Below are 25,257 nucleotides of genomic sequence, written 5' to 3' on the forward strand. Positions count from 1 at the left end.
TGTCACAGTTGGTTATTCAATCCAGCCCATTTCCTTGTAATATTTCGCGGCACCGGGGTGCAGCGGGGCGGAAAGGCCGGCCGTGGCCATTTCCTCGGGCTTCAGAATGGCGAAGGCCGGGTGCAGCTTCTTGAAATCCTCGAAGTTTTCGAACACCGATTTCACCACCGTGTACACGGCCTCTTCCGACACCGCATCAGAGGACACGAAAGTGGCGCCCACACCGAAGGTTTTCACATCCTCATCCGAGCCGCGATACATCCCGCCGGGGATGGTGGCCGAACGGTAGAACGCGTTTTCGGAAATCAGCTTGTCGATCTCGGCGCCTTCGACCGCCACGATGACGGAATCGCATGCGGTGGTTGCTTCCTGGATGGTGCCCGAGGGATGGCCGACGGTAAAGACGATCGCATCCACCTGATTGTCACACAGCGCCGCGGCCTGCTCTGCCGGTTTGAGCTCGGCGGCCAGCGCGAAGTCATCGGTGGTCCAGCCCTTTTCGGCCATCACCACCTCGAAGGTGCCGCGCGCGCCCGAGCCGGGGTTGCCCAGGTTCACCCGCTTACCCTTCAGGTCGTCGAAGGTCTTGATGCCGCTGTCGGCGCGGGCGACCACGGTGAAGGGCTCGGGGTGCACCGAGAAGACGGCGCGCAGGCCTTCGAACGGGCCGGCCTCTTCGAATTTCGAGGTACCGTGATAGGCGTGGTACTGCCAGTCGGACTGGGCCACGCCGAATTCCAGCTCGCCCTCGCGGATGGTGTTGATGTTATAGACCGAGCCGCCGGTGGATTCGACCGAGCAGCGGATGCCATGCTCTTTGCGGCCCTTGTTGACCAGACGGCAGATCGCGCCGCCGGTGGGGTAGTACACCCCGGTCACACCGCCGGTGCCGATGGTGATGAACTCTTCGGCCTGTGCCATCGGCGCGGCCATCAGGCCCACCGCCATGGCGGCGGCTGTGAATTTCAGATTGGCAAACATCGTGAACTCCCGTTGTTGGATGTTGGTTTTTGGTTCGGATTACACGCGCCAGAATTCATCCAGGCGGTGATTTCGGGCTTCGACCTCTTCGATCCGCGCCTGGGCGTCGGGGCCCGCGCGGGCGACCAGCATGCCGATGATGGTTTCCATCAGCACCAGCGTGGCCGCGTAGGACGAAAAGAATTGCGGGCTGTCCGAGGGCAGGATGAATCCCGCCGAGGCATGGCGCAATGCCGGACAGACATGGGTGTCGGTGATGACCACCACATAGGCGCCCCGTTCCGCCGCCATTTCGGCAGCCAGCACGGATCGGCGCGCGAAAGGTGGCTTGGTGACCACGATCAGCGCATCCTCTGCCGACAGATCGGCCATGGCCGTGGCCAGAGAGGCCCCCATCCGCCCGGCAATCGACCAGTTCGCGGCAAAGTAATTGCCGATATAGGCCATGTATTCAACAATGCCGGTCGATCCCAGCGCGCCGAACAAAACCACGTTGCGGGCCTTGTCCAACCGCTCGACCGCCGCTTCCAGCCGGGCGGGGTCGATCAGCCGCGTGGCGGCCTCTATGTTGGCGACGCAGGCGGCGGCCTGGCGCTGAAAGAAAGGCGGCTGCGGCCCGGTCGCGGTTTCGGCCTGCAGCCGGCTGGCCTTTTCGGAAAAGCTGACCATGCGGCGACCCACGGCATAGCGCGACAGCTCGCGCAGTTCTTCGTAGCTGTCGAAACCCAGCGCCCGCGCCAGCCGCGAAAACGTCGCCGGGGCCAGCCCGCTGGAGGCCGAGATCGACCGCAAGGATCGGGTCGCCACATCCACCGGGTGGGCCGCAACGAAATCGGCGGCATCCCTGAGCTTGGCGCTCAGGCCACTGTATTGGGCCGCAATCTTGTCTTCAATCGACACAGAGCCGGGCATGCACCCCCCGAGGATTCGTTGAAACAAAACGTTTCATGCGTATTATTTCTTGTCAACGATTGAAACGTATGTTTCAGAAAAAGCGGGGCGGCAGTTGTGCCGCCCGGGATTCGCGCGAAAGGATCGCCCCATGTCCCATATCTTTCCCCGCCATACCAAAGCCGACCTGCCCATGGTTGCGCGCGGCGCCGGCGTTTACCTGTATGACCAGTCCGGCAAGCAGTATTTCGACGGCTCCGGCGGCGCGGCGGTGTCCTGTCTGGGCCATGACGATGCGGCGGTGAACGCCGCGATCAAGGCGCAGCTCGATCAGGTCGCCTTTGCCCATACCGGCTTTTTCACCTCTGCCCCAGCCGAGGCGCTGGCCGACAAGCTGATCGCCCATGCGCCTGCGGGGCTCGACCGGGTCTATCTGGTGTCCGGCGGGTCCGAGGCGATGGAGGCTGCGCTGAAACTGGCGCGGCAGTATTATCTGGAAATCGGTCAGCCCACCCGCCACCGCATCATCGCGCGGCGGCAAAGCTATCACGGCAACACGCTGGGCGCGCTGGCCACCGGCGGCAACATGTGGCGCCGCGAACCCTTTGCGCCGATGATGATCGAAACCACCCATATCGCGCCCTGCTATGCCTATCGCGGGCAGGAAGCGGGCGAAAGCGCGTTCGACTATGGCCAGCGCATGGCCAACGAGCTGGAGGCCGAAATCCTGCGCCTTGGCCCGGACAGCGTGATGGCCTTCGTGGCCGAACCGGTGGTCGGCGCCACGCTGGGCGCGGTGGCCCCCGTAGCGGGCTATTTCAAGCGTATCCGCGAGATTTGCAACCAATACGACGTTTTGCTGATATTGGACGAGGTGATGTGCGGGATGGGCCGCACCGGCACCCTGTTCGCCTGCGAACAGGACGGCGTGGCCCCCGACATCACCGCGATCGCCAAAGGTCTGGGCGCGGGCTATCAGCCGGTCGGCGCGATGCTGTGTTCCGCCGCGATCTACAAGGCGGTCGAGGATGGGTCGGGCTTTTTCCAGCATGGGCACACCTATATGGGCCATCCGGTCGCGGCCGCCGCGGCACTGGCGGTGCTGACGCGGCTGTCCGATGACGGGCTGGTCACGCGCGCGCAAGTGATGGGCGAGCGGCTGCACACCGCGCTCAAGGCCGCCTTCGGCCAGCATCCGCATGTGGGCGATATCCGCGGCCGGGGCCTGTTTCGCGGCATCGAACTGGTGGAGGACCGCGAGACGAAAACGCCCTTCGCGCCGGAACGCGCCGTGCACAAGGCGCTGAAAAAGGCCGCGTTCGAGGCCGGGCTGATCTGCTATCCGATGGGCGGCACGATCGACGGGCGCCAAGGGGATCACGTCCTGCTGGCCCCGCCCTTCATTCTGGAAGACAACCATATCGACGAAATCGTCGGCAAACTGTCCACGGCGCTCACCACGGTTCTGTGAGCGCCCCCGCGTTCTGACGTCAAAAAGCCCCGGTGATCAACCATGTGTTGAACCGGATCATCGAATTGCGCGCCAAGCTGATGGAATGGGTCAAGCCTCAGGGAATTGCCGGCAGCCCCCGCAGAACGCCTATATTGGGCTACAACCCCTACGGTCCGGCCGGCGTCGGGCTGGCCTGTACGTCCTTGCTCAGGGCAGCTTTTCCGGCGCCAACAGGCCACCCGTATAGAGATCGGCGAAAGTTCTGGCCACGTCCTCGGGTGACAGGGGGCCGTCGTGATCATACCAACTGGCCAGACCATTGAACCCGCTGAGAATGGCAAAGGCGGTCAGGCGTGGATTGCACGCCCGGATCGATCCATCCTCGATGCCGCACTGGATGATGTTCATCATCGTATCGTCCAGTTGTCGGGCGAAGATTTCCAGTTTTTCGCGGCTTTGAGGCTTCAGGGGCGCCAACCCGGTCTTCAGCAGGCATGTGCCGAATTCGCTGGTGATCATCTTCGCCAAATGCGGCAGGAAAGCCTGCAATTTTTCCAGCCCCGGCGCGTCGCTTTGTTCCGCGTCACGGATCGCGGGTTCGATCATCATGAAGGCGTGGCGCTGACATTCGAACAGGATTTCGTCCTTGTCCTTGATGTAATGGTACAGCGTCGGCTTGGTCACGTTCAGCAGCCGCGCAAGCGCATCGACCGAGGTGGTGTAATACCCTTTGCGGCTGAATTCGCGCGCGGCGGTCCGCACCAGCGCTTCGCGGCGCAATTCGAACTGCGTATCGCGATCAAGCGCTTCGTCGCTCCAGCGGTAGTCTTTCCGGGGGCGACCGCGCAATCGTTTTGCTGGGGCGGGTTTCTCTACCAATCTTCGGCCTCGGCTCTGCTTATGTCGGTTCGGGGAAAACTGACAGCGTCGCCGTCCCGGTCGCAACGAGTTTTCCTGCGCTATCATGCATCGCGCCATGTGTAAAACCAACCGTCCGCCCCAGCCGATCGGCCGATGCGCGCACGATCGCGACCCCCGGCAGTGCCGGACGCAGGAAGGATACGTTCAGGTTCGTCGTGGCCAGCGTATTATCCGCAGCCAGCAGCGGAAACGGGCATAATCCCAACGCGAAATCAAGAACCGAGGCCACGATACCGCCCTGAATTACCCCCAGCCCTGCGTATAGTCGGCACCGATATCGAACTCCATCACGATGCGTCCCTTCAGGTCCACCTCGATAAGACGGGCGTTCAGCGAACGCGCAAAAGGGGTGCTGTCAAACGCTGTCGGCAAGGTGCCGGTCTTCAGGGCCTCAAGCACCAGCGTCTGATCCGGGTTCTGTGGTTGCGTCATCTGTTCCCTTCCGCCTTGCGCGGATTTTGGCACCCCCACCCGCGTATATAATTCGATTTATATACCAGCGGGTATAGATGTCACGTCAAGAGGCAACTCCGCATTAGCGTTCGTTATGAACGGCTTTACAGATATCGATATTGACACCTCCGCCCACCGCGTAATAAATATACCTATGAGTCGATAAAAAGAACGATAGGTAATACACTGTCGTTCTTTGTCCAGGGAGGGATCATTGAACTCGATCGATTACTTTGACCAGGGATGGTCAATGAACCCGCATGGCGTGTGCATGACGGATGTCAGCAATGGCATCGAAATGACCTATGACGAGGTCCGCAGCTTCACCCTGCGCTGCGCGCATCGGCTCGCGCCCGCGAATGTGGGCGTTGGCCAGAAGGCGGCGGTGCTGAGCTATAACAATGCCCTGGCCTATGCCACGGTCCTGTCCGTCCTGCGCAGCGGGGCTACATGGCTGCCGATCAATCCGCGCAACGTCGCGACCGACGTTGCCAACATCCTGGCGTCCTTCGACTGCGACGTTCTGTTCTATCTCGGCTCGTTCTCCGAGATGATCCAGACCTTTCGCGATCAGGTGCCCAGCATCCGCCACTATGTCTGTATCGACCGGCGCGACGGCGATACACCTTCGCTGGCGGAATGGATAGCTGACAGCCCCGCGGCCCCCTTTTGACACCCCGCACGACCCCGAGCGCGTCTTTGCCATCCAGCCCACCGGCGGCACCACCGGACGTTCCAAGGGGGTGATGATCCCCAACCGGTCGCTGGAAATCACGGTGGCCAGCTTTGTCTATTGCATGCCGCCCAAATCCCGCCCCGTCTTTCTGGCCGTGGCGCCGCTGACCCATGCCGCCGGCATGATCGCACAAAGCGTTCTGGTCTATGGCGGCCAGTTGGTGATCTACAAAGGGGTGGACAAGCAGGACCTGCTGAACGCCATTCCCGAATACGGCATCACCCAAACTTTCCTGCCGCCCACGGTGATCTATGAACTGCTGCACGAAGCCAATGTGCGCGACGTCGACTATTCATCGCTGCAATACCTGATCTACGGCGCCGCCCTGATGGCGCCCGACCGGCTGCGCGATGCGCTGGGGGTGTTCGGCCCGGTGATGTGCCAGATCTACAGCCAGACCGAAATGGCGGTCCCCGCCACCTTCCTGCCGCCGCAGGACCATTATGTGAACGGCGAAATCGCCCCGCGCGAACGGCTGTCCAGTTGTGGCCGGGCGTCGGCCTTTATCAAGGTCGCGGTCATGGATGGCGCGGGCAATGTGCTGCCCGATGGCGAAATGGGCGAGATCTGCATGTACAGCATTGGCGGGATGCTGGGCTATTACAAGCAGGACGATGCCACCTCTGAGGCCTTCCGCGATGGCTGGCTGCGCACCGGCGACATGGGCCTGCGCGACGCCGAGGGGATACACCCCTTCTTTACCTTCTGGCGGTGATCATAACCGTGCGCCTGCGCCCCGATCAGGCGCCCCCCGTCACCGAAGCCGCCAAGATGAGCCCGCGCGACACCGTCGGCGTCCTTTCGACGATCGCGCTGTTTGCCTTCATCATGATCGGCATCTACGGCGGCTTTTTCACCCCGATCGAGGCGGCCGGCATGGAGGCGATCTTCGCGCTTGTCCTGACGCTCGGCCTGAGAACCCTGACATTTTCCGGCTTCCGGCAGGCCGTTTTCGAAACCATCATTTCCTCGGCGATGATCTTCGCGATCATCATCGGCGCTGAAATTTTCTCGGCCTTCGTGAACTTTGCCGGGCTGCCTGACGGGTTGGTGGACCTTGTCTATGGCTGGGACCTTTCCGCCTGGATGGTCATCGCCGTGATCGTGTGCATCTATCTTGTCCTGGGCTGCGTGTTCGAAAGCCTGTCGATGATCCTGCTGACCGTTCCGGTCTTCTATCCGGTGATCGAACAGCTCGACTTCGGCACCGGCATCCTGGGCGATCCCGACCTGGTATTGATCTGGTTCGCCGTGGTCGTCGTGGTGGTGACCGAAATAAGCCTGATCACACCGCCAGTCGGCATGAACGTCTTCGTCCTGCGCTCGGTCCTGCGGGATATTTCGCTCGGCACGATTTTTCGCGGCGTTTTGCCATTCTGGCTGGCCGATATCGTCAGGCTCGCGCTGATCATCGGGGTGCCCTGGCTGTCCCTGGTCCTCGTCCGCTGATAGACATGCCCCCCCGTGCCCGCATAACAACCGCAGGCACGGGGGGGCACCATTGTCAGAAAGGCAAGCCCACGTCGTTTTCAGCCATGGCGGCCTGAGCCGATGGCGAATGCGCCAGATAGTCCAGCTCGGTTTCCTGAATGTGTTGGTCAAAATCGGTCTGATCCGGAAAGCGGTGCATCAACGTGGTCATCCACCAACTGAACCGCGTTGCCTTCCAGACCCGCGCCAGCGCAACGTCGGAATAGCTGTCCAGCCCCGATGCGTCCCCCGCCTGATAGAACGCCTTCAGCCCTTCGAACAGATAATGCACGTCAGAGGCCGCAAGGTTCAGACCCTTGGCGCCGGTCGGCGGCACGATATGCGCCGAATCCCCACACAGGAACAGCCGGCCCCAGCGCATCGGTTCGCTGACGAAACTGCGCAGCGGCGCGTTGGATTTTTCGACCGAAGGGCCGGTGACCATGCCCGCGGCCACCTCTTTGGGCAGGCGGCTTTTCAGCTCGGCCCAGAACGCATTATCCGACCAGTCCTCGACCTTGTCGGTCAGCGGCACCTGAATGTAATAGCGCGTCAGGTTCGGGTTGCGCATCGAGGCCAGCGCGAACCCGCGCGGGTGGTTGGCATAGATCAGCTCATCCGCGCAGGGCGGGGTTTCGGCCAGAACGCCCAGCCAGCCGAAGGGATAGACGCGCTCATATTCCTTGCGGATGCTTTCGGGGATGGTCGGGCGGCTGACACCGTGGAATCCGTCGCACCCGGCGATGTAGTCGCAATCGACCCGATGCTCGGCGCCATCCCTGGTATAGGTCACATAGGGCGCATCGCCGTCTGCGCCATGCAGCGCGACATCCTCGGCCCCGTGAATCACGGTCGCGCCGATGGCCTCTTGCGCATCGTACAGATCCCGGGTGACCTCGGTCTGGCCATAGATCATCACCTGCTTGCCGACGCGTTCCTTGAAATCGACATGGAACATGCCCGTCGCGGTCGACAGATAGCAGCCGTCATGCACGATGCCCTCGCGGTCCATGCGTTCGCCGACGCCCGCAGCGCGCAACAGTTCGACCGTGCTCCATTCCAGCACGCCCGCGCGGATACGCGACAGCACATAATCCCGCGTCCGCCGTTCCAGAACGACCGTACCGATCCCCGCCTTGTTCAGAAGTTGAGACAGCAAAAGCCCCGAAGGCCCGCCACCGATGATTGCAACCTGAGTACGCATGTTTCCTCCATTTTCGGTATAACTAGAACATCGGCCACGGCTCTGAATGGACCTAACCGCCGGAAGATGGTACTTTCGGAACATGTCTCAGGTTCTTGTCACATCCGGCGAAACTGGCGCCGCGGCCCGCAGCGCCATTCCGGCCTATGGCCTGTACGGCGAGCGGCAGGCCTTCCCCGACATCCTGCATTGCGAACGGATCATCGACCGCACCGCCCTGCACGACTGGCACATCGCGCCGCACCGGCATCCGCACCTGCATCAGTTTTTCCTGATCCAAAGCGGCGCAATCCGGATCAGCGTGGACGGCAGGTCGCACGACCTGACACCCCCGGTCCTGATCAGCATTCCGCGCCTGACCGTGCATGGCTTCCGCTTTGCCAAGGGGACGGAAGGCTATGTGCTGACCATCCCCGTGGCTGAACTGCCAGAGGCGTTTGCCGGCGATGCCACCCTGTCCGCGACGCTGGAAACCTGGGGCCATTGCCCGCCCCCCGAAAAGGTCATCCCACTTTTCGACGCGGTCCTGTCAGAGCATCGCGGGGCAGACCCGGGCCGGGTTCCGCTGTTGCGGGCAATCGCAATGCAGATCAGCTGCCTGATGGTGCGCGGGCTGTATAACCGGCAAGTCGGTCTTCCCGCCCGGGGGCACGACCCGCGCATCGCCCAGTTCGAGGCGCTTGTGCATCGGAACTTCCGGCATCGTTGGCGGGTGGCCGATTACGCACAGGCCCTGTCGATGACGCCGACCCATCTGAACCGGCTCTGCCAGCAGGCGACCGGCCTGCCCGCGTCGAAATTCGTCGAAACCATGCTGTTTCAAGAGGCTTGCCGCCAATTGGCCTATACCCGGATCACCGTGGCCGAAATCGGCTATCAGCTGGGGTTCGAGGATCCGGCCTATTTCTCGCGCGCGTTTCAGCGCAATATCGGCCTGTCGCCCACCCAATACCGCAAGCAGCTGGATGGCTGACGCGCGGGGCTCAGCCCTGCGGCGCGCTGCGGGACCAGCCCGCGAAAATGCGATCGGCCATCGCCTTTGACGGGGCGATGGCGGTTTCCGGGCGCATGACCTCGGGCCAGTTCACCGGGGCATCCGTTACCCGGGCCAGAACCTCGGCCAGGGTCTGGCCGGTTTCGCGCGCCGTGGCGAAGGCCTGCTTGACGATGCCCTGCGCCTGCGACCGGGGCATATGCGCGGTCAGTGCGAATGTCGCCGCCTCGGACATCACGCTGCCGTTTCCAAGCGCCAGCGCCGCGCGCATGTTGTCGGGGTTGGCCTCGATCGTGCCGGCGATGCTGCGGGCATGGTTCAGCGCGGCCCCCGTCGCCACAAGGATCTGCGGCAGGATCAGCCATTCCAGCGACCAGCGTGCACCGTCGCGTTCCTCGGCTGGGGCGGCGGCCAGCACCATGCCCGGCTGCAAGGTCGCCACGAACCCGGCCAGCGTGACAATCGCCTCGGACTGCACCGGGTTGGCCTTTTGCGGCATGGTGGACGACCCGCCGCCCGCGCCTGCGCGCACTTCGTCACTTTCGGAACGGCCCATCAGCACCAGATCCTGCGCCATCTTGGCCAGCGCCGCGCACAGGCGCGCGCACCACGCGGAAAGCCCGGCAATGCCGGATCGGTCCACATGCCAGGCCGGGCTGTCGGCCAGCCCCAGTTCCCTGGCCAATGCCGCCGAAACCCCGGCGCCGTTCGGGGCGACGGCGGTATTGGCGCCGCTGGCGCCGCCGAATTGTACGCGCAGCAGCCCGGCCTTCAGCGCGGGCAATTCACCGGCAAGCGCGATCAGCGGCTGCGCCCATTGCGCGATGCGCAGGCCAAAGGTGATCGGCGTCGCGATCTGGCTGCGGGTGCGCGCCGCCATGACCTGTTCCGACTGTGCCTGGCTGGCTGTTTGCAGCGCCGCGATCAGCGCCTCCAGCCGGGGCACGATCAGCGCCAGTACATCGCGCAACTGCAACACCAGCGCGGTATCGATGATATCCTGACTGGTCGCGCCCCAATGAACAAAACCGCCATGCGCGTCGCCCACAGCCTTGCGCAGCGCGGCCACCAGCCCGATCACCGGCACGCCCGACCCGGCTGTCCCCGCCCCCAGCGATGCGGGGTCGATCCGGACCGTCGCCAGAAGTTCCGAAATCACCTGCGCAGAGTCCGCCGGGATCACGCCACACTGCCCTTCGGCCCGCGCCAGCGCGGCCTCTACCGTGATCATCTGGCGCAGCTTGGCGCTGTCATCCAGAAGCGCCGCCAGTTCGGGGTCGCCAAACAGCCCGCCGAAAACCGGGCTTTCAAGGGCACAGATTGTCATTGCGGGGCTCCTGCATTCTGGGCGCGTGCTTGTTCACATCTTCTTATCGCCTCGGACGAGGACTGTCGCCCAGCTTTGTACCGGCGCAAGCGGGGCGACGGTGACGCCGCGCCCCGCTTGCAGGTTCACATATCCAGAAACACGGTTTCGCCCGGGCCTTGCAGACGGATGTCGAAGCGGTACTGCCCCTCGCCGGTTTTCCTGGCGATCAGCGTGTCGACGCGCGGGCGCTGTTCGATGCGGGCCAGCAGCGGGTCTGTGCTGTTATCCTCATCCTCGAAATAGATCCGGGTCTGCAACCCGATGTTGATGCCCCGCGCCACGATCCATAGCGCGATATGCGGCGCCTGCATCTTGCCGCCACGCGCCGGAACGGGGCCGGGCTTGACCGTGCGCAGGGTAAACGTGCCGCTGATCGCATCGGCGGCAAAGCGGCAATGGCCGGTGACCGCCGGATCGGCGCCGTCCTGCCCCGGAAACTTGCCCGCGGCATCGGCCTGCCAGCTTTCGATCAGCGCGTCGCGCAGCGCCCAGCCGGTGCCATCGAACACTTCGCCGGTGATCTCGATGATCTCTCCCTGCGCCCCTTCGGCGATGGGCGAGGTTCCGATTTCCTGATCGTAATAGCCGGGGTTGCCCGCATAGGTCGGCATCAGGCCGATATGGACATAGGGACCGGCCGTTTGCGACGGGGTTTCATTCAGGGTTTCAAGGTTCTGAACCATCTCTCACATCCCTTCCAGCTTGTTCTCGAACATGGTCTGGCGCCGGCCGCGCAGCACGATGTCGAACTTGTAGGCCAGGAAATCCAGCGGCCGCGAGTTCGACATATCCAGCGGCGCCACCAGCCGGTCGAGCTGACCGCGATCCTTGATCGTCGCCGCGATCGGGCATCGGTCGATCAGCGGGTCGCCCTCGAAATACATCTGTGTGATCAGGCGCTGGCCGAAACTGTGGCCATAGACCGAGACGTGGATGTGCATCGGGCGCCAGTCATTGCCCCGGTTCGGCCAAGGATAGGCGCCGGGGCGGACCGTCAGGAACTGATAGCGCCCCTCCGCGTCGGTCAGCGTGCGCCCGCAGCCGCCGAAATTCGGGTCGAGCGGGGCCAGATAACCGTCCTTCTTGTGGCGATAGCGCCCGCCGGCATTGGCCTGCCAGATCTCGATCAACGTGTTGGGCACCGGGCGCGCGTTTTCGTCGATCACCTGGCCATGCATCAGGATGCGTTCGCCAACGGCGGGGGCCGCGCCCTTGGTCCAGTTCAGGATCAGGTTGTTGTCCAGCGCCCCGATCGGCGCGTGGCCGAAGGTCGGCCCGGTCTCTTCCGAGGGGGTCGATTCCATCGACAACAGCGGCAAAGAGGGCGAGCGCGCGACGCTGGTCTTGTAGGCGGGGTCGTACGGGTCCGGGTGCATGTCCCGGTTGCGGGGAATCAGGGGTCCAAGGTCAGTCATCACATGCCTCCTCCATCTCGGCATAGGTTTGCTTGGCAAGCTTGAGCGCATGGTTCGCCTTGGGCACGCCTGCATAGATCGCGACGTGCTGGAACGCTTCCATGACATCCGATTTGCTGGCGCCGGTATTGGCGGTGGCGCGAATGTGCATCGGGATTTCCTCGAAATTTCCGGTCGCGGCCAACAGCGCCAGGGTCAGCATGGACCGTTCGCGCAGCGTCAGCCCGTCGGATGCCCAGACCGTGCCCCAGGCGCTTTCGGTGATCAGCGTCTGGAACGGTTCGTCAAAGGCGGTCTTGGCGGCTTCGGCACGGTCCACATGGGCATCGCCCAGAACCTTGCGGCGGGTTGTCATGCCGGTGTCGAAACGGTCGGACATAGGCGTGTTCCTCCTGAACTGCGGCGATCCGCCGGGCGGGCGCAAAAAACCGGGTGAAGGGCCGTTCCATCCTTTGAAAAGGCCCGCATGACTTGCGCCTGCCAATGCTGGATTGCATATTTTTGCGCGATGATAAATTATCAATTCCGACAAAAAACATAACCCACAGGTTATCAAATGGACCCCCGCATTCGCCTGCGTCATATTCGGTGTTTTCTGGAAACCGCGCGCATCGGCAGCCTTGGCGCCGCCGCCGAAGCCTTGCATATCAGCCAGCCCGCCGCCTCCAAAACCCTGCGCGAACTGGAAGAACTGCTTGGCGCCGCCCTGTTCGACCGGGTCGGTCGCAGGCTGGTGCTGAACCCTGCGGGGCGCATCTTTCAGCACCATGCCGGGGCGGCGCTGGTCGAGTTGAACCGCGCGCAGGATCTGGTGCGCAAAAGCGCCGTGCGCAAATCGCGCGTCTCGGTCGGCGTTCTGCCCTCGGTCGGAACCGATCTGTTTCCGCGCACCGCATTGCGGTTTCGTGACACCAACCCCGATTGCATCCTGCGGGTATCCACCGGGCCGAACTGGATGCTGCTGTCGCAATTACGCGACGGGGGGCTTGATATGGTCGTTGGCCGCATGGCCCAGCCAGACACGATGGCGGGCCTGTCGTTCCGGCAGCTTTATACCGAACAGGTGGCGCTGATCACACGCCCGGACCATCCGTTGACCGGCCAGCCGTTTTCGGCCGAGGCCCTGTCGCGGTTCCCGCTGATGCTGCCGCCCAAGGGCGCGCTGATCAGCCCGGTCGTGCGGGCCTTTCTGATGACCGTGGGGTTGCAGCACAGCGAACCCGCGTTTGAAAATGTCTCGCTCGCCTTCGGGCGCAAGGTGGTGCAGATGTCCGATGTGGTCTGGTTCATCTCGCGCGGGGTGGTCCGGGACGAGATCGCCAGCGGCGCCCTGTCCCAAATCGCCCTGAACAGCGATATTCTGGCCGGGCCAATCGGCGTCAGCGTGCGCGAGAACGCCGTCATGTCAGCCGAGCAGCGGTGCCTGACCGATCTTCTGATCGATCAGGCGGGTGCCCTGTCGGTGGGTGATTCGCGCTAGACGGGCCGTTTCAGACGGATTCGAGCGCGATCGAGATCCCCTGCCCCACACCGATGCACATGGTCGCCAGCGCGCGCTTGCCGCCGGTTTTCGACAGTTCAAGCGCGGCTGATCCGGTGATCCGCGCGCCGGACATGCCCAGCGGATGCCCCAGTGCAATCGCGCCGCCGTTCGGGTTCACATGATCTGCGGCCTCATCGATCCCCAACGCGCGCAGCACGGCAATGCCCTGGCTCGCGAAGGCTTCGTTCAACTCGACCACATCGAAATCAGTGGGAATCAGGCCAAGCCGCGCGCACAGTTTCTGCGTCGCAGGCGCCGGACCGAACCCCATGATGCGCGGCGCCACACCGGCAGACGCGCCGCCGGTGATCCGCGCGATAGGGGTCAGCCCATGTGCCTTGACCGCCGCCCCGGATGCGACGATCAACGCCGCGGCGCCGTCATTGACGCCCGACGCATTACCCGCGGTCACGCTGCCCCCTTTGCGGAACGGCGTGCCCAAAGCCGCCAGTTTCTCAAGCGAGGTCTGGCGCGGGTGTTCGTCGCGATCCACCACAACCGGATCGCCCTTGCGCTGGGGAATGGTCACCGGGGTGATTTCCTGCGCCAGACGGCCGTTCGCCTGCGCGGCCGCCGCCTTTTCCTGACTGCGCATCGCAAAGGCGTCCTGGTCTTCGCGGCTGATGTTGAAATCCTCGGCCACGTTTTCACCGGTTTCGGGCATGGAATCCACGCCGTATTGCGCCTTCATCAACGGGTTGATGAACCGCCAGCCGATGGTGGTATCGTGGACCTCGTTGCTGCGCGAAAACGCCGCTGTGGCCTTGGGCATCACAAAGGGCGCGCGGCTCATGCTTTCGACGCCGCCGGCGACGATCAGCTCGCATTCGCCGGCCTTGATCGCGCGGGCGGCGGTGATGACCGCATCCATACCCGACCCGCACAGACGGTTCATGGTGGTGCCCGGCACGGTCTCGGGCAGCCCGGCCAGAAGCGAGGACATGCGCGCCACGTTACGGTTGTCTTCGCCCGCCTGGTTGGCGCAGCCAAAGATGACCTCGTCCACCGCGGCCCAGTCGACGCCAGCGTTGCGCGCCATCAAGGCCTTCAGCGGGATCGCGCCCAGATCATCGGCGCGGACCGACGACAGCGCGCCCCCGAACCGGCCGATGGGGGTGCGGATGTAATCGCAGATGAATACGTCGCGGGTCATGCGGCCGCTCCTTTCTTGCCTTCATGCGCAGCTTTCGTGCGCGCCTTGAGATCGCGCAGAACTTGCAGCTCCTCGGCGGTCGGCGCGGGTGTGACCGCCAGGTCGTCCGCGAATTTCACGGTCCAGCCGACGGTGTCCTGCACCTGTTCGCGGGTCACGCCGGGGTGCAGCGACACCACGGTGAATTCCTTGGTCACGGGGTCGGGTTTCCAGATCGCCAGATCGGTGATCAGCAGCGCCGGACCCTCGGTCGTGATGCCCAGACGCTGGCGGTGATCGCCGCCGTCGCCATGGCCGAAGGAGGTGTAGAAATCGATCTTGTCCACAAAACCACGCTTGGACTGTTTCATGGTGATATAGATCTTCTGGCTCGACGACGCGATTTCAGGCGCGCCGCCGCCGCCCGGAAGCCGGGTTTTGGGGTTCTCGTAATCGCCGACAACGGTGGTGTTGATATTGCCGAACTTGTCGATTTGCGCCGCGCCAAGAAACCCGATGGTGACCCAGCCGCCCTGCAGCCAATAGCGGAACATTTCCGGCACGGCGACGGTGGTCAGCGCGGTATCGCACAGCTCGCCATCCCCGATCGACAGGGGCAGAACATCGGGCGTGGTGCCGATCGTGCCGCTTTCATAGATCAGCGTGATGTCCGGCGAATGGGTCAGCCGCGCCACGTTGCACGCGGCCGAGGGCGCGCCGATGCCCACGAAACACACGTCGTCGTCGGTCAGCACGCGGCTGGCGGCGATGGTCATCATCTCGTCGGGGGTAAAGCCAAGCTTGCTCATGCCGCACTCCTCAGGTCTGTGACGCGAGTGTTGAAATCCTCGGGCGTTGCGTCCAGCACGTTTTCCTTCATCCAGGCCAGAAACACATCGCGGTCCGCCGCGATCTTGTCCCAGGCCAGATATTCCGCGTTGTCGCGGTCGTAGTAACCATGGGCATAGGACGGATGCGCGCCGCCCGGCACCACGGCAATCGCGGTGATGGTCCAATGCGGCAGCACAGTCGCGTTGGGGTGGTTTTCAAGGTCATCGACCACCTCTTCCACCGTCACGACGGCACGTCTGGCGCAAAGCACGGCCTCTTTCTGAACGCCAACGATACCTTCGATTAGCACATTGCCTTTGCGGTCGGCCTTTTGCGCATGAATGAAAGACACATCCGGGTTGTGCGCGGGCACGGCGGCCAGCTTTTCGCCGGTAAAGGGACAGATCACCGATTTGATATTCGGGTTCACCTGCGCCAGGCCAGCCCCCAGATAGCCGCGGAAAATGGCACAGGGCAAACCCGCCGCCCCGGCCTCATAGGCGTTGGCCATGGCTGCATGGGAATGCTCTTCGATCTCGGGGCGGTTGGGCCAGTTGTTTTCGACCGCGTCGCGCAGACGCCGCAGCAGGCCCACGCCCGGATTGCCCGCATAGGAAAAGATCAGCCGCCTAGCCATGCCCATGCCGATCATCTGGTCATAGACAACATCCGGCGTCATCCGCACCAATGTCAGATCCTTGAACCCCTGCCGGATCGCCTCATGCGCGGCGGCATGGGGGATCAGGTGAGTAAAACCCTCGAAGGCGGCGGTATCGCCATCTTTCAGGTTGTCCGCGACCGCGTCGTGCAGGCTGGTGAACTTGGCCAATGCTATTCTCCCCAAGTACTGGAATTCGCCGTTGTGCGCATTGCGCACTTTTGTTCGCTATGATAGGCATCGATAGTCCAAAGCCCCCCGATCTGTCAAGAATGTGCCATGACACCCGATGCCTCTGCCCCACATGACCGCAACCGCGTTCAATCCGTCGACCACGCGCTGCGCGTGATCGAACTGCTGTCCACCCAGCCACAGGGTCTTAGCCTGACCGAGGTGGCCGAGCAGACCGGGCTGACCCGCGCGGGCGCCCGACGCTATCTGCTGACGCTGGTCGCCAACGGCTATGCGGTGCAGCAGGGGCGGCATTTCATGCTGTCGTCCAGAATTGTGGGGATTGCGCGCCAATGGCTGGCCGCCGCGCCATTCTGGTCGCTGGCCCAGCCCTATCTGCGTGCCGTGACCGAGGCACTGGATGAAAGCTGTTCTGCCGCGGTGCTGAACGGGCTGGATGTCGTCTATGTGGCGCGCTCTGCATCACGTCACAGGGTCATGGCCGTGCAGATTGCCGTCGGCACCCACCTGCCTGCCTATTGCACGTCCATGGGGCAGGTCCTGCTGGCCCATCTGCCGCAGACGGCCCTCGCCGGCTATCTGAACGCTGTTCATCTTGTGCCCCGGACTGACACCACATTGACCGATCGCGCGGCGCTGATCGCACGGCTGTCCGAGGTGCGCGAGCAGGGCTATGCCGTGGTGGAAGGAGAACTGGAATCAGGCCTGTGTTCAATCGCCGTTCCGATTGTCAGACCCGACGGAGAGATCGAAGCGGCGCTGAACATGTCTGCCCCGAGCGCCCGGATGCCGGCGGCAAGGCTGGTGGAACGCGCACTGCCGGAACTGGTGCGTGCGCGCAAGGGTGTAGAGGCCTTGTTTTTGCTCTGATCGCGTGGGGCCATCCCCCGTTTTCAACGAGGCATGGCCGCAGCACCAGGCAGCCATTTTCAGGTTTTGGGCAGGTGTGATGCCGCCGATACCCATGCCCGGACGGACGTTGTTATGAGTCCAGAGCCACCGTGTGGCGAAATACGGCGCCTTCTCAATGCTGCTGCATGATATATTGGCCAGCCATTCAAGCCTGACCGTGCGGTTGTCACGCTTGGTATAGGCGTTCAGGGGCGTCGAGAAACAGGCATATCGCCCTGCGCTGGACCGTGCTCAAACTCTCCTTCACAGACCGCATCGAACATATCTGGCACCAGAATCCCAATAGTATCTTTAAGATTCAAGGCATTAGAGAGGACACACAGAGCAGAGTTAGCTGTGGTGCGGGCGGTGGGACTCGAACCCACACGGGGAAATCCCCTTCAGATTTTAAGTCTGATATGTCTACCATTCCATCACGCCCGCAACTGGCGCTATCTTCAGATTTCAGCTTCGGACCCACTTTGGACCCCAAAGCCCCCTCCTCGCAACATCCTGTTCCGTATATGCCTGACCCTACAGGCCCAAGGGTTTTAAGCCTCTGCATCTGCCATTTCACCACGCGGTCCCGCAGGTGCGGCGACAATAGGCATTGGCGGGCCAGAGTAAAGCAGGCGCAGCCCCGGCCCGAACGGTTTTCCGATTCCCCCCTTGCAGTCGGGGCCTCGGCGTCATCAACTGCAACAGGCGCCAGAAAACGGAGCAGCACCATGACCGAGGATCTTCTGCGCAACCGGATCGAGGCCGACACCTATGCCGACGAAGGCACAGTTCTGGCCCGCCTGATCGACGAGGCCGCCCTTACCCCCGCCGACCGCGCCCGCATCTGCGACCGCGCGGCCGCGCTGGTGCGCGACATCCGCAGCAGCGCCCGCCCCGGATTGATGGAGGTGTTCCTGGCCGAATATGGCCTGTCGACCGACGAAGGCGTGGCGCTGATGTGCCTGGCCGAGGCGCTGTTGCGCGTGCCCGATGCGGGCACCATGGACGCGCTGATCGAAGACAAGATCGCCGCCTCGGACTGGGGCCGGCATCTGGGCCATTCCTCGTCGCCGCTGGTCAATGCCTCGACCTGGGGGCTGCTTCTGACCGGCAAGGTGCTGGAAGAGACCGGGCCGGGCGTGGCCGGCGCGCTGCGCGGCACGGTGAAACGGATGGGCGAGCCGGTGATCCGCCGCGCCGTAACCCGCGCCATGCGCGAAATGGGGCGCCAGTTCGTGCTGGGCGAAGACATCGGCGCCGCGATGGCCCGCGCCGCCGGGATGGAGGCGAAAGGCTATACCTATTCCTATGACATGCTGGGCGAGGCCGCGCGCACCGATGCGGATGCCGACCGCTATCTGCGCGCCTATTCCGACGCGATCGAGGTGATCGCCGGGGCCTGCAACAGCGACGACGTGCGGCGCAACCCCGGTATCTCGGTCAAGCTGTCGGCGCTGCATCCGCGTTATGAGGTGGCTCAGGCGGACCGGATGAAGGCAGACCTGGTGCTGCGCGTCACCCATCTGGCGGTGCAGGCGAAAACCGCCGGGATGGGGTTCAACATCGACGCGGAAGAGGCCAACCGCCTGGCCCTGTCGCTGGATGTGATCGAAGCCGTGGCCGGCGACGACCGGCTGGCGGGCTGGGACGGGTTCGGCGTGGTGGTGCAGGCCTATGGCCCCCGCGCGGGACGGGTTCTGGACTGGATCCATACGCTGGCGGATCGGCTGGACCGGCGGTTCATGGTGCGGCTGGTCAAGGGCGCCTATTGGGACAGCGAGATCAAGCAGGCGCAGGTGATCGGGGTTGACGGCTTCCCGGTCTTCACCCGCAAACCGGCGACCGATGTCAGCTATATCGCCAATGCGCGCAAGCTGCTGGGGATGACCGACCGGATTTATCCGCAATTCGCCACCCATAACGCCCATACCGTCGCCGCGGTCCTGGAAATGGGCACCGACCGCGACAGGTTCGAATTCCAGCGCCTGCACGGCATGGGCGAGCGGCTGTATGACATCGTCAGGGCACAGGAAGCGGGCGCGCGCTGCCGCATCTACGCGCCGGTGGGGGCGCATCGCGACCTGCTGGCCTATCTGGTGCGGCGGCTGCTGGAAAACGGCGCCAACAGCAGCTTCGTCAATCAGATCGTGGATCAGGACGTGCCGCCCGAAACGGTCGCCGCCGATCCCTTCGCCGAGGTGCTGGCCAATCTCGACGCGCCGCAAAACCCGGTGCTGCGAACCGGCCCGGCCCTGTTCGGCCCCGACCGGCGCAATGCGCGCGGCTGGGATTTGGCGCATGGCCCGACGCTGACGGCGATCGACGCGGCCCGCGCGCCCCATCGTGCCACCCAGTTCGAGGCCGGGCCGTTGACCGCCGTCAACGTGCTGCCGGGCAAATCGCATCCGACCCTGAACCCCGCCGATCCGGGCGACGTGGTGGGCCATGTCCATCTGGCGACCGGCGATGTGATCCACGCCGCGCTGGCCGCCGCCCGCCCGTGGGACGCCCTGCCCGATCAGCGCGCCGCGGTGCTGCGCCGCGCCGCCGATCTGTATGAGGAAAACCACGGCCGTTTCTTCGCCATTCTGGCACGCGAGGCGGGCAAGACCCTGCCCGACGCGGTGGGCGAGTTGCGCGAGGCGGTGGATTTCCTGCGCTACTATGCCGGTCAGATCGACACGCTGGATGCCCCCGCGCGCGGGGTTTTCACCTGTATCAGCCCGTGGAACTTTCCGCTGGCGATCTTCACCGGCCAGATTGCGGCGGCGCTGGCGGCGGGCAACGGGGCGCTGGCCAAACCGGCCGAGCAGACCCCGCTGATCGCGCATGAGGCCGTGCGCCTGCTGCACGCGGCGGGGGTTCCGCGCGACGTGCTGCAATACCTGCCCGGCGACGGGGCCACGGTGGGGGCCGCGCTGACCAGCGATCCGCGGGTGGCCGGGGTGGCCTTTACCGGCTCGACCGCGACCGCACGGGTGATCCGCCGTGCCATGGCCGCGCATTTGGCCCCCGGCGCGCCGCTGATCGCCGAAACCGGCGGGCTGAACGCGATGATCGTCGACAGCACCGCCCTGCCCGAACAGGCGGTGCGCGATGTGCTGCAATCGGCGTTCCAGTCGGCGGGCCAGCGCTGTTCGGCGCTGCGCTGCCTGTATGTGCAGGACGATATCGCCGACGGGTTCGAGGCGATGCTGTTCGGCGCGATGGCGACGTTGACCATGGGCGACCCCTGGCCGCTGTCGACCGATGCCGGCCCGCTGATCGACGCCGCCGCCCATGCCGGAATCGCCGCCTATGTCGCGCAGGCGCGCGCCGACGGGCGGCTGCTGTGGGAACGGGATGCGCCCGGGCCGGGGCATTTCCTGTCGCCGGTGGCGATTCGCGTCCCCGGCATCGCCGCCCTGACGCACGAGGTGTTCGGCCCGGTCCTGCATATCGCGCGGTTCCGGGCCGGCGAGCTGGCCAAGGTGATCAGCGCCATCAATGACACCGGCTATGGCCTGACCTTCGGGCTGCACAGCCGGATCGACGACCGGGTGCAGCAGGTGGCCGAGCAGGTGCGCGCCGGCAACCTTTACGTCAACCGCAACCAGATCGGCGCCATTGTCGGCAGCCAGCCCTTCGGCGGCGAGGGTCTGTCGGGCACCGGCCCGAAGGCGGGCGGGCCGCAATACCTGCCGCGTTTTACCTTCACCGGCCGCGTCGACGCGCCCGACAGCCCCGACACCGTCCCCGAGGCCGACGTGCTGCACGCGCTGGAACAGGCCCGCCCCGGCGCGCGGCTCTCCTCCATCGCCCTGCCCGGCCCCACCGGCGAATCCAATCTTCTGTCCAGCTATCAGCGCGCGCCGCTTTTGTGCCTTGGCCCCGGCGCCGCCTTTGCCGACCGTCAGGTGCAGGCCGTGCAGGGGCTGGGCGGGCTGGCCATCGCCGCCCCCGGCCTGTCCCCGCAGGCGCTGGCCACCTTGCCGGACTTCGGCGGCGCGATCTATTGGGGCCCGGACGAGGCCGCCCGCGCCTATGAGCGGGTACTGGCGGCGCGCGACGGGCCGATCCTGCCGCTGGTTACCGGGGTGCCGGATGCGGGCCATGTGCTGCTGGAGCGGCACCTGTGCGTCGATACCACGGCCTCGGGCGGGAATGCGGCCTTGCTGGCCGAGGCTGCTTTGGCTTGACGCGCGCGGCGGGCCGGGTAGCGTGGCGGCATGTTTCCAATCCGCGATCACAACCCGTCGAGCCGGACACCCTATGTCACCTACGGGCTGATTGCGGTGAACGTTCTGGTCTTCCTGTCCTACTGGCCGCTTTTCGCGGAACCGGCGCGGCTGGAACGCTTCTTTTATGACTGGGCGCTGATCCCGGCGGCGGTGTCCGACGGGGTGCTGCTGCACGGCTTTCTGACCTCGATGTTCCTGCATGGCGGATTGATGCATCTGGCGGGCAACATGCTGTTCTTGTGGATCTTCGGCGACAATCTGGAGGATGAGCTGGGCCACGCCCCGTTCCTGGGCTTCTATCTGACCAGCGGCGTGGCCGCCGGGCTGGCGCAATATCTGGCGGCGCCCGATTCCATTGCGCCGATGGTGGGCGCATCGGGCGCCATTGCCGGGGTAATGGGCGGTTATATGCTGATGTTCCCCCGGGCGCGGGTCGATGTATTGTTCATCTTCATCATCTTCTTTCGCATCTTCGCGCTGCCGGCCTGGATCATCCTGGGGGTCTGGTTCACCATTCAGCTGTTCAGCGGCGCGTCCATGCCCATGGATGGCGGCGGCGTGGCCTATCTGGCCCATGCGGGCGGGTTCGTCGCCGGGCTGGCGATGATGCTGCCGGTCTGGCTGCGGCGCGGCGGCACGGCGTTCTGGCACCGCACCGCGGGCCACCCGCCACATCCCGACACCCGCTATCGCGGCACGTCCATCCCCATTGTCCGGAGGCGCCGATGAGCGACACCTACAAACTGACCTGTCATTGCGGCGCGATCGAGCTGGAGGTGCGGCTGAGCGACGGTTTCAACACCGCCGGGCGCTGTAACTGCTCGTTCTGCCGCCGGCGCGGGGCGATTGCGGTCTCGGCCCCGCTGGACGGGGTGCGCATCGTCCGGGGTGCCGATCACATCGCGTTGTATCAATGGAACACAATGACGGCGAAGCATTACTTCTGCCCGACCTGCGGCATCTACACCCATCACCAGCGCCGCTCAAACCCGAACGAATACGGGGTCAATCTGGGCGCGTTGGAAGGAGTCGACCCAAGTACGCTGGGCGACGTGCCCTGGAGCGACGGCGTCAATCATTCCTCTGATCGGGCATAAGCCCGCCGCGCGCTCAGGCGCCGCGGATCACCTTGGCGAAACTGTCGAAGATGGATCCGTTGGCGGCGATCATCTCGCCATCCTCCAGAATGTCGCCATCGACGCGGATCGGCGCGATCAGCCCGCCCGCCTCGCGCACCAGCAGCAGACCGGCAGCGATGTCCCAGGGATTCAGGCCCCGTTCCCAAAAGCCGTCATAGCGGCCCGCCGCCACATAGGCCAGATCGAGCGCGGCCGCGCCCCAGCGCCGCACCCCGGCGCATCGCGGCAGCAGCCGGGCCAGATCCTGCAAGGTTTCCGGCAGATCCGCGCGCCCGCCGAACGGCAGGCCGGTGGCATAGATCGTCTCGATCATCTTGTGGCGGCCCGACACCCGCAGCCGGGTTTCGTTCATCCAGGCGCCCGCACCTTTTTCGGATACGAACATTTCGTCCTTGGCGGCATCGAACACCACGCCGGCCACGATCTCGCCCTTATGCTCCAGCGCGATGGACACCGCCCAATGCGGCAACCCGTGCAGAAAGTTGGTGGTCCCGTCCAGCGGATCGACAAGCCAGCGCCGGGTCGGATCGGCGCCTTCCACCGGCGCGCTTTCCTCGCCCACCCAGCCGTAATTCGGGCGCGCCTCCATCAACTCGTCGCGAATGATCTTTTCGGCGGCGATATCCGCGCGGCTGACGAAATCCCCCGCCCCTTTCATCGAAACCTGAAGGTTCTCGACCTCGCGGAAGTCCTTCACCAGGCTGCGACCGGCCTTGCGGGCGGCCTTGATCATGATGTTGAGATTTGCGCTGCCTTGCATGACGGGGCTCCTTTGTCAGGCCGCGCGTATACGCCGAAGCGGCGCAATTGCCAAGGGCTGCGCGCCGCGCCCGCCCTTCGCCGATTATCGCCTCGGGTTTTCGCAGAAAATTCGCATCATTGTCGCTGCAGCTTTACCGGCTCGGTCCGGGCCAGACGGATGAAATGCGCCATGAAGGGTTTGGTCGCGTCCTCTTCGCGCGCGGCGGCATACATCCGGCGGGTCACGCCATCCTTGGTCAGGGGCCGGGTGATGTAATCGGCGCTGTATTTCGCATCGCGCACCACCCAGTCGGGCAGCACCGCCACCCCGCGCCCCGAGGCCACCAGCATCAGGATCACCGCCGTCAGTTCGACCTGACGGGTGGCGCGCGGTTCGACCTTCGCCGGGGCCAGCAGTTCGGTGAACACGTCCAGCCGGCTGCGGTCCACCGGATAGGTGATCAGCAACTCGTCGCGGAAATCCTCGGGCTCGATATAAGGTTTGTCGGCCAGCCGGTGCCCGGCAGCGGCCACGAAGACCGGCGCATAGTCGAAAAGCGGCAGGAAGGTGATGCCTTCGATCACCTCGGGGTCGGACGAGATCACCAGATCGACCTCCTCGCGCGCCAGGGCGGGCAGCGCACCGAAGGACAGGCCGGGGCGGATGTCCACATCCACGTCGGGCCAGGCCTTGCGGAACTCCTCCAGCACCGGCAGCAGCCAGTCGAAACAGGCATGGCATTCGATGGCGATATGCAGCCGCCCCGATTTCCCGGAATGAAGCGAGCGGAACTCCTCTTCGGTCGCGGCGACCTCGGGCAGCACACGTTCGGCCAGGCGCAGCAGCTTCATCCCCGCCGCCGACAGTTTCAGCGGCTTGGAGCGGCGCACGAACAGCTCCATCCCCACCTGATCCTCCAACCCCTTGACCTGATGCGACAGGGCCGACTGGGTCATATTCAGCTGATCGGCGGCCCGGGCCAGCCCGCCCGCTTCATGAATCGCGCGAATTGTGCGAAGATGCCTCAGCTCCAGGTGCATATTGTCGCCATTTTCATATTGTTCTTGAGAATTATGAATTTGTTTCACATGTCGTGCCGTGCGACAAGATGCAAACCCGAAACCCAGATTGGATGGTCCGATGCCTGCCGCCGCCGCCGCGCCCCGCGTTTCCTTCGAATTCTTTCCCCCGCAATCGCTGGAGGCAAGTTTCCGGCTGTGGGACACCGTGCAGACGCTGGCGCCGCTAAACCCCGGCTTCGTGTCGGTCACCTATGGCGCGGGCGGAACGACCCGCAAGCTGACCCATGATGCGGTAACGACGATCCACAGGAATTACGGGCTGAACGTGGCCGCACATCTGACCTGCGTCGATGCCACACGGGCCGAAACGATGGAGATCGTGAACGCCTATGCCGAGGCCGGCGTGACCGAGATCGTGGCGCTGCGCGGCGATCCGCCCAAGGGTCAGGGCCATTTCACCCCGCATCCCGACGGTTTCGCCAATGCGGCCGAACTGGTCACGGCATTGGCCGAAACCGGCAAGTTCAACATCCGCGTCGGTGCCTATCCCGACCCCCACCCCGAGGCGCGCGGCGACGGTGCCGATGTGGCCTGGCTGAGACACAAGATCGACGCGGGCGCCAATTCGGCGATCACCCAGTTCTTTTTCGAGGCCGACACCTTCTTCCGGTTCCGCGATGCCTGCGCCAAGGCGGGGATCGACGCGCCGGTCATCCCCGGCATCCTGCCGATCGAGAACTGGGCCGGCGTGCGCAAGTTCGCCGCCCGCTGCGGTGCCTATATCCCGGCCTGGTTGGACGAAGCGTTTGACGCCGCCAAACGCGACGGGCGCGAAGAGCTGCTGGCCACCGCGCTGGCCACCGAGCTGTGCAGCGAGTTGATCGCCGGCGGGGTCGAGGATCTGCATTTCTACACCCTCAACAAACCGCACCTGACGCGCGACATCTGCCACGCCCTGGGCGTACAGCCCGAAACCTCGCTCGAAAAAGTGGCCTGACCC

At 64.4% G+C, this 25,257-nt stretch carries 26 protein-coding genes, 1 tRNA gene and 1 pseudogene; 11 read left to right on the forward strand and 17 right to left on the reverse strand.

Annotated features, from left to right (window positions below; translation table 11 throughout):
• Positions 1-12 precede the first annotated feature (12 nt).
• The gene (locus ACSR1C_RS13115) at positions 13-981 is read right to left on the reverse strand and encodes a TAXI family TRAP transporter solute-binding subunit (RefSeq protein ID WP_460259801.1); all 969 of its coding nucleotides are present in this window, start codon (positions 979-981) and stop codon (positions 13-15) included.
• 39 nt (positions 982-1,020) lie between these two features.
• Positions 1,021-1,893 carry a MurR/RpiR family transcriptional regulator gene (locus ACSR1C_RS13120; RefSeq protein ID WP_460259800.1) on the reverse strand — a complete coding sequence of 291 codons (873 nt, stop codon included), beginning with the start codon at positions 1,891-1,893 and terminating at the stop codon, positions 1,021-1,023.
• A gap of 130 nt (positions 1,894-2,023) precedes the next feature.
• On the opposite strand from ACSR1C_RS13120, the gene ACSR1C_RS13125 reads away from it, so the two are divergent.
• Complete coding sequence (locus ACSR1C_RS13125; RefSeq protein ID WP_460259799.1) at positions 2,024-3,343, forward strand: aspartate aminotransferase family protein; 1,320 nt, start codon at positions 2,024-2,026, stop codon at positions 3,341-3,343.
• A 189-nt stretch (positions 3,344-3,532) separates the two neighbouring features.
• Here the strand turns inward: ACSR1C_RS13125 and ACSR1C_RS13130 are convergent, their stop codons facing one another.
• Genes ACSR1C_RS13130 through ACSR1C_RS13140 form a run of 3 tightly spaced genes read right to left on the reverse strand, consistent with a single transcriptional unit; the run spans position 3,533 to position 4,678 of the window.
• A complete protein-coding gene (locus ACSR1C_RS13130; protein ID WP_460259798.1) occupies positions 3,533-4,174 on the reverse strand; it encodes a TetR/AcrR family transcriptional regulator in 642 nt (213 codons plus the stop codon).
• A 49-nt stretch (positions 4,175-4,223) separates the two neighbouring features.
• Positions 4,224-4,475 (reverse strand): PaaI family thioesterase, encoded by a 252-nt coding sequence (locus ACSR1C_RS13135; protein ID WP_460259797.1) that lies wholly within the window; start codon positions 4,473-4,475, stop codon positions 4,224-4,226.
• A 14-nt stretch (positions 4,476-4,489) separates the two neighbouring features.
• Complete coding sequence (locus ACSR1C_RS13140; RefSeq protein WP_460259796.1) at positions 4,490-4,678, reverse strand: hypothetical protein; 189 nt, start codon at positions 4,676-4,678, stop codon at positions 4,490-4,492.
• 271 nt (positions 4,679-4,949) lie between these two features.
• Here ACSR1C_RS13140 and ACSR1C_RS13145 point away from each other — a divergent pair, with 271 nt between their 5' ends.
• The 3 genes from ACSR1C_RS13145 to ACSR1C_RS13155 are packed head-to-tail and all read left to right on the forward strand — an operon-like array spanning position 4,950 to position 6,884.
• Entirely contained in the window at positions 4,950-5,372 is a 423-nt protein-coding gene (locus ACSR1C_RS13145; RefSeq protein ID WP_460259795.1) for an AMP-binding protein, read from the forward strand.
• Positions 5,347-6,150, forward strand: a complete 804-nt coding sequence (locus tag ACSR1C_RS13150) for an AMP-binding protein (RefSeq protein ID WP_460259887.1) — start codon at positions 5,347-5,349, stop codon at positions 6,148-6,150. The genes ACSR1C_RS13145 and ACSR1C_RS13150 overlap by 26 nt, the downstream gene beginning before the upstream one ends.
• A gap of 8 nt (positions 6,151-6,158) precedes the next feature.
• Positions 6,159-6,884: a TRAP transporter large permease subunit gene (locus tag ACSR1C_RS13155; protein ID WP_460259794.1), complete on the forward strand. Its 726-nt coding sequence runs from the start codon at positions 6,159-6,161 to the stop codon at positions 6,882-6,884.
• A gap of 55 nt (positions 6,885-6,939) precedes the next feature.
• Here the strand turns inward: ACSR1C_RS13155 and pobA are convergent, their stop codons facing one another.
• Positions 6,940-8,109, reverse strand: coding sequence for a 4-hydroxybenzoate 3-monooxygenase (gene pobA / locus ACSR1C_RS13160; RefSeq protein ID WP_460259793.1), 1,170 nt, complete (start codon positions 8,107-8,109; stop codon positions 6,940-6,942).
• 82 nt (positions 8,110-8,191) lie between these two features.
• Here pobA and ACSR1C_RS13165 point away from each other — a divergent pair, with 82 nt between their 5' ends.
• Positions 8,192-9,082: a helix-turn-helix domain-containing protein gene (locus tag ACSR1C_RS13165; protein ID WP_460259792.1), complete on the forward strand. Its 891-nt coding sequence runs from the start codon at positions 8,192-8,194 to the stop codon at positions 9,080-9,082.
• 10 nt (positions 9,083-9,092) lie between these two features.
• On the opposite strand, the gene ACSR1C_RS13170 is transcribed toward ACSR1C_RS13165, so the two are convergent.
• The 4 genes from ACSR1C_RS13170 to pcaC form a co-directional block, all read right to left on the reverse strand.
• Complete coding sequence (locus ACSR1C_RS13170) at positions 9,093-10,430, reverse strand: lyase family protein (RefSeq protein ID WP_460259791.1); 1,338 nt, start codon at positions 10,428-10,430, stop codon at positions 9,093-9,095.
• Between the two features lie 125 nt (positions 10,431-10,555).
• Positions 10,556-11,155 carry a protocatechuate 3,4-dioxygenase subunit alpha gene (gene pcaG / locus ACSR1C_RS13175; protein WP_460259790.1) on the reverse strand — a complete coding sequence of 200 codons (600 nt, stop codon included), beginning with the start codon at positions 11,153-11,155 and terminating at the stop codon, positions 10,556-10,558.
• Between the two features lie 3 nt (positions 11,156-11,158).
• The gene (gene pcaH / locus ACSR1C_RS13180; RefSeq protein ID WP_460259789.1) at positions 11,159-11,887 is read right to left on the reverse strand and encodes a protocatechuate 3,4-dioxygenase subunit beta; all 729 of its coding nucleotides are present in this window, start codon (positions 11,885-11,887) and stop codon (positions 11,159-11,161) included.
• On the reverse strand, positions 11,880-12,266 hold the full coding sequence (pcaC, locus tag ACSR1C_RS13185) for a 4-carboxymuconolactone decarboxylase (RefSeq protein ID WP_460259788.1): 387 nt from the start codon (positions 12,264-12,266) through the stop codon (positions 11,880-11,882). Before pcaC ends, pcaH begins: the two co-directional genes overlap by 8 nt.
• 177 nt (positions 12,267-12,443) lie before the next feature.
• Here pcaC and pcaQ point away from each other — a divergent pair, with 177 nt between their 5' ends.
• Entirely contained in the window at positions 12,444-13,367 is a 924-nt protein-coding gene (gene pcaQ / locus ACSR1C_RS13190) for a pca operon transcription factor PcaQ (RefSeq protein WP_460259787.1), read from the forward strand.
• A gap of 10 nt (positions 13,368-13,377) precedes the next feature.
• Here the strand turns inward: pcaQ and pcaF are convergent, their stop codons facing one another.
• Genes pcaF through ACSR1C_RS13205 form a run of 3 tightly spaced genes read right to left on the reverse strand, consistent with a single transcriptional unit; the run spans position 13,378 to position 16,222 of the window.
• Positions 13,378-14,583: a 3-oxoadipyl-CoA thiolase gene (gene pcaF, locus ACSR1C_RS13195; protein ID WP_460259786.1), complete on the reverse strand. Its 1,206-nt coding sequence runs from the start codon at positions 14,581-14,583 to the stop codon at positions 13,378-13,380.
• Positions 14,580-15,371: a CoA-transferase subunit beta gene (locus tag ACSR1C_RS13200; RefSeq protein ID WP_460259785.1), complete on the reverse strand. Its 792-nt coding sequence runs from the start codon at positions 15,369-15,371 to the stop codon at positions 14,580-14,582. Before ACSR1C_RS13200 ends, pcaF begins: the two co-directional genes overlap by 4 nt.
• Entirely contained in the window at positions 15,368-16,222 is an 855-nt protein-coding gene (locus ACSR1C_RS13205) for a CoA transferase subunit A (protein WP_460259784.1), read from the reverse strand. Before ACSR1C_RS13205 ends, ACSR1C_RS13200 begins: the two co-directional genes overlap by 4 nt.
• Before the next feature lie 108 nt (positions 16,223-16,330).
• Here ACSR1C_RS13205 and ACSR1C_RS13210 point away from each other — a divergent pair, with 108 nt between their 5' ends.
• Positions 16,331-17,113 carry an IclR family transcriptional regulator domain-containing protein gene (locus ACSR1C_RS13210; protein WP_460259783.1) on the forward strand — a complete coding sequence of 261 codons (783 nt, stop codon included), beginning with the start codon at positions 16,331-16,333 and terminating at the stop codon, positions 17,111-17,113.
• A 48-nt stretch (positions 17,114-17,161) separates the two neighbouring features.
• On the opposite strand, the pseudogene ACSR1C_RS13215 reads toward ACSR1C_RS13210, so the two are convergent.
• Positions 17,162-17,341, reverse strand: a pseudogene (locus tag ACSR1C_RS13215) (integrase core domain-containing protein); the annotation flags it as partial.
• Between the two features lie 151 nt (positions 17,342-17,492).
• A tRNA-Leu gene (locus ACSR1C_RS13220) sits at positions 17,493-17,578 on the reverse strand.
• Positions 17,579-17,862: 284 nt separating this feature from the next.
• Here ACSR1C_RS13220 and putA point away from each other — a divergent pair.
• From putA to ACSR1C_RS13235, 3 genes are read left to right on the forward strand one after another with little or no spacing between them, the layout of a single operon-like run.
• Positions 17,863-21,312 (forward strand): bifunctional proline dehydrogenase/L-glutamate gamma-semialdehyde dehydrogenase PutA, encoded by a 3,450-nt coding sequence (gene putA, locus ACSR1C_RS13225; RefSeq protein WP_460259782.1) that lies wholly within the window; start codon positions 17,863-17,865, stop codon positions 21,310-21,312.
• A gap of 30 nt (positions 21,313-21,342) precedes the next feature.
• Positions 21,343-22,083, forward strand: coding sequence for a rhomboid family intramembrane serine protease (locus tag ACSR1C_RS13230; protein ID WP_460259781.1), 741 nt, complete (start codon positions 21,343-21,345; stop codon positions 22,081-22,083).
• Entirely contained in the window at positions 22,080-22,451 is a 372-nt protein-coding gene (locus ACSR1C_RS13235) for a GFA family protein (RefSeq protein ID WP_460259780.1), read from the forward strand. Before ACSR1C_RS13230 ends, ACSR1C_RS13235 begins: the two co-directional genes overlap by 4 nt.
• Before the next feature lie 13 nt (positions 22,452-22,464).
• Here the strand turns inward: ACSR1C_RS13235 and ACSR1C_RS13240 are convergent, their stop codons facing one another.
• Together ACSR1C_RS13240 and ACSR1C_RS13245 are read right to left on the reverse strand one after the other, a co-directional pair.
• Positions 22,465-23,253: an inositol monophosphatase family protein gene (locus tag ACSR1C_RS13240; RefSeq protein WP_460259779.1), complete on the reverse strand. Its 789-nt coding sequence runs from the start codon at positions 23,251-23,253 to the stop codon at positions 22,465-22,467.
• Positions 23,254-23,369: 116 nt separating this feature from the next.
• Positions 23,370-24,275 carry a LysR family transcriptional regulator gene (locus ACSR1C_RS13245; RefSeq protein ID WP_460259778.1) on the reverse strand — a complete coding sequence of 302 codons (906 nt, stop codon included), beginning with the start codon at positions 24,273-24,275 and terminating at the stop codon, positions 23,370-23,372.
• A 100-nt stretch (positions 24,276-24,375) separates the two neighbouring features.
• On the opposite strand from ACSR1C_RS13245, the gene metF reads away from it, so the two are divergent.
• Entirely contained in the window at positions 24,376-25,254 is an 879-nt protein-coding gene (gene metF / locus ACSR1C_RS13250) for a methylenetetrahydrofolate reductase [NAD(P)H] (protein ID WP_460259777.1), read from the forward strand.
• The last annotated feature ends 3 nt before the right edge of the window (positions 25,255-25,257 follow it).

The sequence above is a fragment of the Actibacterium sp. D185-2 genome (assembly GCF_054954595.1).